This window comes from Chryseobacterium cucumeris (assembly GCF_001593385.1).
Taxonomy (GTDB): Bacteria; Bacteroidota; Bacteroidia; order Flavobacteriales; family Weeksellaceae; genus Chryseobacterium; species Chryseobacterium cucumeris.
Genome location: NZ_LUVZ01000010.1, coordinates 1 through 10,997 on the forward strand (window position 1 = coordinate 1; position 10,997 = coordinate 10,997).

Sequence of the window (10,997 nt, forward strand, 5' to 3'; positions counted from 1 at the left end):
TGTTGTGCTAATTCAAGTACGCCTAACTTGTTTTTGATGATTTTTTGTTGTGTAGTCATAATACTTAATCTGTTTTAAAGTTATTCTTTTTGATTATAACTGTCAGATTAAGTATTGACTAATTCATTTAAACCGTAAGAATAAACCTTATGGTTGGATCTAGTTTAAAAAAATTCTATGAGCTAAAACTCAAAATCAATAGTATTAATAAGGTTCATTTATAAATATTTAGGCTGGTGATTGTTTCAAATATACTGCTTTTTGAACTCAGAAATCATCACCATTTAATTCGATACTGTTCTGTGATTTAGTTATTTGATATTTTAGAAATGGAAACATTAGTATTGGTAATCTGATTGACAGCATTTGAAGACCGTGCTCTGAACGTAATAAGATCATTTACCACCAAACTTACTGTACGTATGCTTGAAACTCTTCCGTACTGATATCGTTTATCTGTTCCATAGCTGCATATATTGGTTCCGTTTTTCTGTATATAGACCATTGCTCCAACTGTGGTGTCTCCTGATACATTTCTGATATCCGCATTATAAGAGATAACATACCCTCATGCCTGTTGAATTCTATATCCTGTATAAGCAGGCCCGCCTTGCGCTCCTCCCGATAAGTTTTTATGCAAAGTACCTGAAGGTGAGATTGGTAATTGTGCCTGCTGTAATACTTCCTGAAGCAACCATATTACTTGCTGCAAACACTGGTGTTATAAAAGGGGATTTTATCTATTTCGGTTTTTATATCAGATTTCGTCCACATCCTTTCCCATCCTGTGCCATTATAGGAATATAATCCTTTATTAACAGAAGTATTTCCGGAACCTGCAACAGCCTTATTGCAAATAATAAAACCTGTTTTTGGATTCGCTATGGTAGTAATATCAGTAGTGGAAATGAGAGAAACTACCTGCAGCTACAGTCCTTTACTTAATGATACAGCATCTAAAATAGCAGGGATCAGGATTAGTTGTACCAATAGCTACACTTCCTTGTTGTGCACTCAAATATAAGACATTAATGACAAACAGAAAATTAATTATTCTTTTCATGATTTTATTTTTTGACGTAAATTATATTAAATGATATATTATTCTTGTAATAAAACTAAGCCCCCCTTTCTTTCTCATCATCTGTGATATCGGACATATAGAAAGGGAGTAATAATTGGGACTTAGATTATCTACAATCTAATCTGGTTTTTCTACTTTTATATAAAAATAGAATGTGTTATTTTTTTTTAAAACTCTATATGAATTTCCTAAAACACATCATAAATAAATACTTTGCTTTAAGAATTAGCGGATAAATATTTCAAACCTATCCATCACGCAAAAACTTATGAAAATATATAATTTGCTGAATAAACTAATATAATTCAGAAAGGTTATAACTTTTTCAAAAAATGCTTTCTTTACTTCATGTTGGAATTATTAGCATTTGTAGACAGTGTACTGGGAAATTATATGATACTGGATCTGCGTGACTGCAGGAAAAGTACCCATCCAGTATAAAGCATATTTCCTTCATTCATAAAGGAGCAATACCCTCAACATCTAACAATAATTTCTTAAATATTTCAGAATATCTCTCCAATTTGTGTCTTATTTTTAATTTGGAAATGGTACAGCTATAATATCCAAAATATCACGACTACCTGTGCCAAATGTTGCCCTAATTCCTATGTTATCGTTCAATGCAGCGAATACTATAGCTTGTAATCCTACAGAATAAGTACCTGCGGGTAAAACTACACTTCTGGTAGAACTGAGATGAAAAAAACCATTAGCATAATTTGGCGAAGAGCTAAAGTTGGTAGACTGTACTGATAAACTTGTATTATTAGTAAATATACCTCCTCCGTTTATCCAATATAAGCCGGAGCCATATAATTTGGAGCGGTTATCACTAATAAAAGAACCATCAGCAGCTACAATATCACTTACAGAAAGAGTATAAGTAAATGTTACCAGAGATTTCTGATTTAAAGTAAATGCCCTACTTGTCACTAACTGGGTTGTCGTATTATTATTAGCAGCACTGATCGTTACCCCCGAACCTGTATAGGCATCTATACCATCTGCACCAGCTAATACTCCGGAATAATTATAATACATTCTTAACCATTGTCCTCCAGTTCCTTTTGATATATCAAAATAATAATAGCCTTTCTCCAGCACATTTACTGTTTTATTAGTAGTTTGTGATGCAGTTAGAGGACTAGTAACATATACGATTGTCCCATCCTGTAAAGCTGTATAAAGATTGTCTTTAGTTTTTAGCTGGTCGCCCGTTAGTCGTGGGACAATAACACCGTCAATTGCAAATGTATCTGCTGGCTTTCCAACAATATCCAAAGTTGCGTGAGGTGTATTTGTATTAATACCCACTTGACAGAAGGCATCTACTGAAAATAGTAGAGTACCTAATAATAAAATTTGTTTCATTTTCTATGTGTTAAAGTTTATAAAAATAAATGGTTTTATTTAGACTATTTTATTCTAAAGATTTAATTAATAAATCTTTTATCAAGCAAATAATTGTCAATAATTTATTTGCTGGAAAACTCCATCAAAATCCTCAATTACAACAACATATCAACTACCGCTAACATTAGGGGGATAAAACATTCCAACTTACATAGTTGCACTAAAATTAAATCATGCAATTCTACGACCGTCAAGTTCTTTAAATTTTCTTTATTAATAGTAGTTACAGGGTATTCTTAATTCAATATATATCCATCTCAAAAACAGAAATGTTAGTGAAATGTAGTGGTAACTCGTACATTTATTTAATATCTTTAATGCATTCAAACATCTGTAGACGAACTTAGCTTTAAAAGTTAAATATATACTCCAGACTGATATTAATTTACTTATGCATTATCCTCCTCTAAAAAAATATGTGAATTATTTTAATACGGACAGTACTTCACTAAGCTCGGAAGCAAAAAGCTGAATTTTACAGCTTTGATCAATTAATACCAGAGTTGGAGTTCCAAGAACCCCGTAGTTTTTAAAATTTGCCCCATTCAAGCCTTCATAGTCACAATAAATCTCTTTTCCAACAAATTTCGAAGAATTTTTGTTGAATGACAATGACTCTTTATCCGAAGACAAACCAATTATCCGCACTCCCATTTTGGAAAGTTTTTCATCACTCTTGGAAAGTTCCTCAATAGTTTTTTCACAAGGACCACAACCTGAATGATAGAATATCAATAATATTTTTTTATAATCTTCTCTCAAAAGATCCTTCATTTTTAGATGCTCAGTCTCTTTTTTCCCTTTCTTCACTTTGGTTAATACAAGATCAGGTGCTAAAGAGCCTACTGCTAAGCGTTTATACACAGAAAGCCCACCTTCATATTTCTCTATTTTACCGGAGCTCAAAACTATAGGGGTTATTGCCGCAATGAGATTATCTTTTCCTTGTTGGCTAAGAATATGAGCCACTTGACCGGCAAAATCGCTATACAAACCTGCACGAATATTCTCTGTTATTTTATCAAAATCCTTTATAAATGCTTTATCATTTTTTAAAACTAGTAAATGAATATCTACCCATGATGAAATAACGGTTGACCAATGACCAGAGGTATAAAGTGTCTCCCACTTAAGATCTTCAGTTATCAAATTCGCAATACTTTCTGCACGCTTTTCTTCACCCTCTTCAAGCTCTTTTCCTATACCTCTTGTGATATTCACTACCCTTAAAAACTCTGAAGCATAAGAGTGATCTTTATCAAGCATTATTTGAAGGCTGTCATAAGCCTTAAGCTGTTTGTTATATTCAAGTTGGAATAAACTATAGCTTTTATTTGATCTGGAAAAAGATTTGATCGCCCTCCACATTGCATCATGACGCTTGAAGATAGAATCTTGTATTTGAGAATAATGGTTCAACTTTTCCATTTCATCATTTCTTGTATAAACAATATTATCATTATTAGGGATTTTAGACAGACAACTTACAGAAAAATCTACTCCTGGAATTACCATATCAAGCCCCCCTCCCTGCTCGCTGCCAGTAATAAGCCAACGACACATCCCCCTATAAGGAGTATATATTTGGGGCACTGAAAGGGTAAACTTTCCATCCGAAGGAATTACTCCTTGGTATACTATTTTGGATTCTTTTCCCTGAAATATGATAAAATCATAGGTTTTTCCCGCAAAATAAGGAAACTCCATTTTAATATCTTGTGATGAATACAACCCAGCCAAAAGAAAAAAAATAAGGTTCAATATTCTGTTCATTTAGTAATAATAATTGTTATAATCATCTTCATATAGAGAGGATTTAGTTAATGCACAATGACTTTCAATTCAAACAATTCATTTAAAATTAATTCTCCTTTCTTCATTGCTTAGGGAGAGGATCATAAATATTAATAACCCTTTTATTCCTCCTTAGTAATGTGTCTAATGTTTAATGAGAATCACTAAATATTGGACAGACTTACAAAGAGTTCTTTCTAGTAAACATACTCAAGTATCAGAAAAAATTCCATTTCCAAACAAGTACTGAAATACTCCCTTCAAGCAGGTACTTTAAATAATAATTAGAACAACTAAAAGTTTTATATATATTAAATATAGCAAGTCAGTAATGAAGGGAAATTTCAGCGGAAAAAAAGTAGAATATTATAAAAACGGGTTCCAATAAAAAACAAGATGAAAAAATTTTGCTCCGCCTCTACTTTATAATTTGAATCAAACTTATTAAACCGGTGGCTGTACCACCGATAAATAGTTATATAAATATCTATTCTGAGATACAACGGACAGCATAGCCGGATGTTTTGTAAGCGTAGCTCGACGATGCATTAACAGTTCCGAAATCAAAATACGTATTATAGCCATAGATGCTCGGGTATTCCGTACTAGTCCAATAACGAGCAGTCATTCCACGGGCAAACAATGAACCATCCACATATCGGCGCTCGCCTGTAATAGGGAAGGTCAGCTTATTTCCACCACCAACTAGGACCTTACCTGATCCAAAATTTGTGTCAGAATTATTAAAGGCTCCAATGTTACTTGAGATAGTATTATTAACCAAGTTTAGCCATTGCTGTCTTGTCGGAACTCTAAAGCCTACAGGACATGGATCATTGACTGTTTTACTTGTATCCGACCATGATTCTGTAGGAGCTTCGGTAGTATTCCAGGAAGTGATTACTCCTGAAGGAGTACTTGCATCAGCAACAACGGCAGCTCTTCCCCATTGGTAATAATTCCCATGGATTCCCTGAACAGGTACATCGGGGTCAAGGCTAGTATCGGCTCCAAGGTTATGTCGCATCCACGCCTGTGGATTTCCTGGCATCACTGTTGTAAGGCCTCCTGTTACTGTTGCATTTACACTACAAGACTGACCGGCAAATGAAATTGGAACACTCATTACCCCAGCACTTGATGCTGTACCAGCTACATTATACACTAAACTTCCATTACCATTAGCAAGAGTACCTGCCGGACGGGTAAATGTAAGTCCATTCTGAACAAAGGATTCCTGAGGATAAGCCTGTCCATTTCCTCCACTATAGGGTAAACTCATTGTTCCACTATATGCTGTTCCCTGGGTAATCACTGATGGAGAGAAGATTGCTGAACCACAATTCAATGAACTCACCGAACCCGACAATGTCGTTACAGGGATACTAAAGCTACATGATTTCCCAGCTATCGTGATATCAAAATTTGCAGTACCTGCAGAGTTTGGCGTTCCTGTAATATTAAAGACAAAATTTCCATTCCCGGTATTCAGAGTGCCAGAAGGAAGGCTTGCCATAAGACCTGTTACTCCTGTTGAGAAGAAATTAACAGCGTTGTAGGTTCCATCATTACCACCATTATAAGGAACTATTGTACTAACTCCGCTAGCTGCTGTCCCGGAGTAAAGAGATCCTGAAGTTACTGCAGAAGCACAATCTATCGAAAACACAATAGGAGAACTCACATTTGAAGAACAAAGAGACCCCCATTTCGGCGAGGTTTCAACCGAAGAATCATTAACCATCAAACAGCCCTGATTATTTGCAAAACAGTCTGTACAATACACTATAAGACCCACGGAAGGATTAATAATAGCATCCATTTGTGCCTTGGTCATTCTTGGAGGCAAGAACCCCAAGGTAGTACTTTCCAACCCAAGAATTGAAGATGGATGAGAAGTAGCACTACCAACCCCCATTCTTCCTTGGATAAATCCAAGAGTATTTCCATTCATATTCATAATACGGTTATTGCTCAAAGTACCATTAGAGTTATAAATATTACTACCCGCACCAAGTTTCTTCCACTCATTGGCTTGTCCATCAAAATAATAATATCCGACCGCATCTACATTAGCAGTCTGTCCAGTACTGCTACTCACTCCATCTATTTCTGTTACATATATAATTGCGCCACTCTGGGGAAGACCATATTGTCCGGTACCAGATGCAGTAACAAGTGCATTCCTTGTAAGCCTGGGAGCAATTATTCCTTCTGGGCTACTCCCATCAATGTTCTTAGCCTCCACATCAAGGGTAGACTTCGGAGAAGTGGTATTAATACCCACCTGCCCCTGCAATAAAGCTGTAAAACTAGCTGTTATTGCCAATAATAAAATTTGTGTTCTCATTTCTTGTAACTATTTAATATTAAATAATGTCTTTTTAGATTCATTTTGTTTCACATTACCGCATTGATATTCAAGCCTGAAAACTTGAGCTTCAATAGATTTTCATATAAGATTCCAATAGAATATCATATTCTTTGATATACCAAGTGATCCATTTTTAACGCCCTAATCTGATACCATTAAAACCTTAGCTTATAGCATCTGAGCAACAATTACCAACCTTTTCAGAATGTTATAACAATAGATCACATTTATTTGTAAATACTATTATTAATACATATTAAATTAAAATCCAGCAACAAATCCAATATAGATTTTTTTATTATGTATTAAAAGATATAGCATTGTTTCCAGTGTCTTTCTAATTTCCATTGAATGGCACTTAAAAAGATTTACGCTTTTCTCTTCTTTCGCTTATTGTTTTGCATACTCATCATTTTTTATTTTTTACTAGGAACCTTTTCTTCCATACGGTAACCGTATTACGGCTCAAATTAAAATGCGTTGCCAACTGACTGTTATTCAATTTATTATCCCGTTGATAATCTAACATTCTTAATATTGAACGTCGATCATAAGACCGGAGCTTCTGATTAAATTTTTCAGACGACAAATCACTTGTCTCAAACAATTTTCTGTTAAGCTCTATCACATCTAATACACTTAACTCCTTTTTATCCAGTAATTTCTGGCAAACCAACAGCTTGTCTGGGAATTTTAGTTGTATGATATCGCTATAAATTTTGTTATAATTTGGCTTTCCCATATTTATTTTTTTAATGATGTTTCATAATGTTATTCATCAATATTTTTACCAATGATTAATCCATATTAATAGAGAGTTTTTTTCAAGTAATACTATGATAATAATCCATAAGATAATAATGCTTGCCTGAAGAGGATGGCCAAGGGGGATGACTCCTTAGCCATTAAGAAAAACATAACACAGTGTTCCTCTTCAGCTTACATAAATAATATCAACTATCCTTCAAGAGAAAAATCAACTAAGGAAATACTAAGCCCTAACCTAAGAACAAATAAGACAAAACTTACTTATCCCTTCTCTCAACTCTAAAAACTCTCAACTATAATTCTTTTTTAATAATACTTTATTATAAGAATCAGAAAGCTCTCTCCAACTCTGAAACCACATTATAAAATCTCTAACTCTTCAGTTTTTTATTGCTACCACTCCCCCCCTCTAAGGATTCTTGGCAATCCATTTAAAAAGTGTTGTTTTAGGGATTCTATAATCATTTATAATTTGGCTAGTCGTCTTTTCCCCACTCTTTATCATCTCCAGGAAAAAGTCAATCATCTCCTTAGTATAGATATTCTTACGAAATTGTGGAACCATACCTTTTTTATTAGAACTATTCTTTCTTCCCTCAACAGGGGCATACAATATCAAATGCTGCGTATATATCCGAAAAAAATCATATTCTAGGATTTTACTCAGTCTTAATAATACCAAGCTATCTACGCTCTTGGAATTATAAATTTCCCTCAAATCATTTTCTGTACATTTCATAAACCTAATCATACGGGAAAGATCAACCTTAGTTTCTTCTACACGAATGCGGATATACTCTCCGATATGGATATCTTTAAAATCATTCATATTTTTCATTTTAAACCCATTGCTTATACTAATTACACTTTATAAAAATCAAACACAACCAAAACACATTACAACTTTCATTTACTATGAATAACCATTAAGTTTATCCACTAAACTTTTACAACATCAAACTTTACAACTCAACATTTTTTATTTAAAAAAGCTGGCGTCTTTTAGTCCTAATCTCTTTATTTTCTTATACACTTCTGATCAAATAATCTAGAATAGAAACCCACAAGAAAACTAAGCCTCCTTCCTACAGAGGAAAGAGATCTTAGTACATGAGGGAAAAAATCTCATTAATTGTGTTTTCATTCGCCTGATGATAGATGTGGTCCCTAAAAGACTTATTTTATAAATTATTGATTTACAAATCAATAATTTATATTCCACATTTAAAAAAACATTGTATTATTAGATAAGGCTCCCTGCCGAACTTATTATAGTTATAACTAGATTCACAGAAGTAATAATCTGATATTAAGTATAGATTTTTTTCTATAAATATTGATTTATTAGAAAATATATTTATATTTGTAGTGAAATAGTAGTCTTTTAGGGACCACTATTTTATATTATTTTTGCTGAAAATTAGTAATTTAAATATTCAGCAATGACATTAAATTTTTTTCTTCCGCAAAATCATCCTTTAGCTCTTACTTCGACTGAATTCGTTAATCAAAACATTTATCTAAGCATCATTGATAAAAAAAAAGGAATCAAATACACCTTCAAAACTCCTTTCACTATAAATACACCTGACTGGGATATCCTTAAACAAAGACCCATTAATATTTATCTTAAAAAATATAAAAAGATAAATGCTAACCTTAACAATCTGAAAATACAAATCACTAAGATTTTAGAAGATAGAATCCTTCATAAAAAATCACTATCTCAAAGAATAATATCAAAAGACATCAAAAGGATTTGTAGTAAGCAAGATGAAAATTCGCTCCCAGAGAATTCGCTCCTTTATTTTATAAACCTTTATATCTCTTTAAAAAAGGACATCATTTCACATTCTACTTATAAACGATATATGGTTTTTTATAAGCATATTGAGCGTTTTGAAGGATACATCATGAAAAGAATGCATATAGAAAATATAGGAATGGAATTTATTAAAGAGTTTATAGTCTTCTCAAAGAGCGAAGAATACAGCGAAAGTACAATATACAGAACCATTCATTTTGTAAAAACAATTTTAAATTTTGCAGAAAAAAAAGGAATTATAACACAAGTAAGAATAATGGAAGTCCGAAGAGAAAAACAATACAAGGAAGTGGTCACCCTTAGTGAACAGGAAATATTATTGATTAAAAAAACTCCCGTTCCTAAAGAATTACAAGCTGCCAAAGATTGGTTGCTTATAAGTTGCTTTACTGGACAAAGAATCTCTGACTTCATGCGATTTTCTGACAACCAACTTCTCCTAATTAATGGAAAAACATGCATTTCTTTCATTCAGCAGAAAACGGGAAAAAAAATAATAATCCCACTACATCCAACAGTATTGAATATCATAACCTGTAATGGTTGTTTCCCTCAAGCCATTCCCATTGCACAATACAATCAACAGATCAAAAAAATTGCACAAATAACAGGATTAAATGAGAAAATATATTCTTCCAGAAGATCTGCACATCGAGCAAAAAAAATGTTCTTAGAAAAATGGGAAGTAATTACAAGTCATATCGGGAGAAGAAGTTTTGCAACTAACTTTTATGGTAAGATCCCAACTCCGTTGCTAATGGAAGCTACGGGTCACTCTACTGAACAAATGTTTAAAAAATATGTCAACCCTCTTGATCATAATAGAATAGCAAGCCTTGGCAGGTATTTTGACAAAATACATAGAAGAGAAATGATAATTAATGAGAAAGAAGAAAGAGAAGACTCCAAAAGAAAGAGCAACAGCAAGTCAAGGCTCGCAAAGATTGGACTAAAACCTATTTAGAATTGAGGTCTGTAACGAAAACGGCAATTACAAGATCAGATACCGATGGGTAAAAACGTATAAAGAAGAAGTAGAGCAAGAACTGTCAGATAAGTCAAGACGTCCTAAAACCTTTACCAATACTAAGGTTACAAAAGAACCTGTATCTATTATCCTCGATTTAAGAGAGAAAAAAAAGATGGGGAGCTGCAAGAATCTCAATCCATCTGCTTCAAAAGGGAATCATACTTTCTACAATGACCGTTTGGCGGGACTCTTTAAACACAAAATTAATCCAGATCTTGATTTAAATGCTTTAGCTATTGAATGACAAGAGTTTTACAATAAGAAAAGAGCACATTCTTCTTTGAATGGAAAAAACACCTTGGGAAAAATTACAGTCGTTGGAACATCTCATCCCTATTCAGCTTGATATTACTGCAAAATTTTGGGATTCAAATGGAGAAATATTGCCCATAAATTATACATACTTAAGTTCTATAAAACAAAAAAATATAAATTTAGTCTCGAAGCCCAAGAGGAAGTAGTTGTGCTGGGCAGCAACCTACCAGCAATAGGCTATTAGATATTAGGAAAGATCTCCTCTTTTTATTTCCGGTATCTTCTATAACTAAGAAAACTTTCTCTTAATGTGTACCGAATCTATTTATATGAATTAGTCAATACTTAATCTGACAGTTATAATCAAAAAGAATAACTTTAAAACAGATTAAGTATTATGACTACACAACAAAAAATCATCAAAAACAAGTTAGGCGTACTTGAATTAGCA

8 protein-coding genes are annotated in these 10,997 nt (G+C 33.2%); 1 reads left to right on the forward strand and 7 read right to left on the reverse strand.

Annotated features, from left to right (window positions below; translation table 11 throughout):
• Window positions 1-307: 307 nt before the first annotated feature.
• The 7 genes from A1704_RS24295 to A1704_RS08855 all read right to left on the reverse strand — a co-directional run bounded on the left by A1704_RS24295 (window position 308) and on the right by A1704_RS08855 (window position 8,265).
• The gene (locus A1704_RS24295) at window positions 308-505 is read right to left on the reverse strand and encodes a hypothetical protein (protein ID WP_131797495.1); all 198 of its coding nucleotides are present in this window, start codon (window positions 503-505) and stop codon (window positions 308-310) included.
• A gap of 63 nt (window positions 506-568) precedes the next feature.
• A complete protein-coding gene (locus A1704_RS24450; protein WP_157885765.1) occupies window positions 569-712 on the reverse strand; it encodes a hypothetical protein in 144 nt (47 codons plus the stop codon).
• A 909-nt stretch (window positions 713-1,621) separates the two neighbouring features.
• Complete coding sequence (locus tag A1704_RS08835; protein ID WP_062672590.1) at window positions 1,622-2,458, reverse strand: hypothetical protein; 837 nt, start codon at window positions 2,456-2,458, stop codon at window positions 1,622-1,624.
• 465 nt (window positions 2,459-2,923) lie between these two features.
• Entirely contained in the window at window positions 2,924-4,273 is a 1,350-nt protein-coding gene (locus A1704_RS23880; RefSeq protein WP_065119587.1) for a peroxiredoxin family protein, read from the reverse strand.
• A gap of 508 nt (window positions 4,274-4,781) precedes the next feature.
• Window positions 4,782-6,644: an FISUMP domain-containing protein gene (locus A1704_RS08845; RefSeq protein ID WP_062672593.1), complete on the reverse strand. Its 1,863-nt coding sequence runs from the start codon at window positions 6,642-6,644 to the stop codon at window positions 4,782-4,784.
• 433 nt (window positions 6,645-7,077) lie between these two features.
• Window positions 7,078-7,410: a helix-turn-helix domain-containing protein gene (locus A1704_RS08850; protein ID WP_062672595.1), complete on the reverse strand. Its 333-nt coding sequence runs from the start codon at window positions 7,408-7,410 to the stop codon at window positions 7,078-7,080.
• 435 nt (window positions 7,411-7,845) lie between these two features.
• Window positions 7,846-8,265, reverse strand: coding sequence for a hypothetical protein (locus tag A1704_RS08855; RefSeq protein WP_062672597.1), 420 nt, complete (start codon window positions 8,263-8,265; stop codon window positions 7,846-7,848).
• 613 nt (window positions 8,266-8,878) lie between these two features.
• Here A1704_RS08855 and A1704_RS08860 point away from each other — a divergent pair.
• Window positions 8,879-10,225, forward strand: a complete 1,347-nt coding sequence (locus A1704_RS08860) for a phage integrase SAM-like domain-containing protein (protein ID WP_065119589.1) — start codon at window positions 8,879-8,881, stop codon at window positions 10,223-10,225.
• Window positions 10,226-10,997 lie beyond the last annotated feature (772 nt).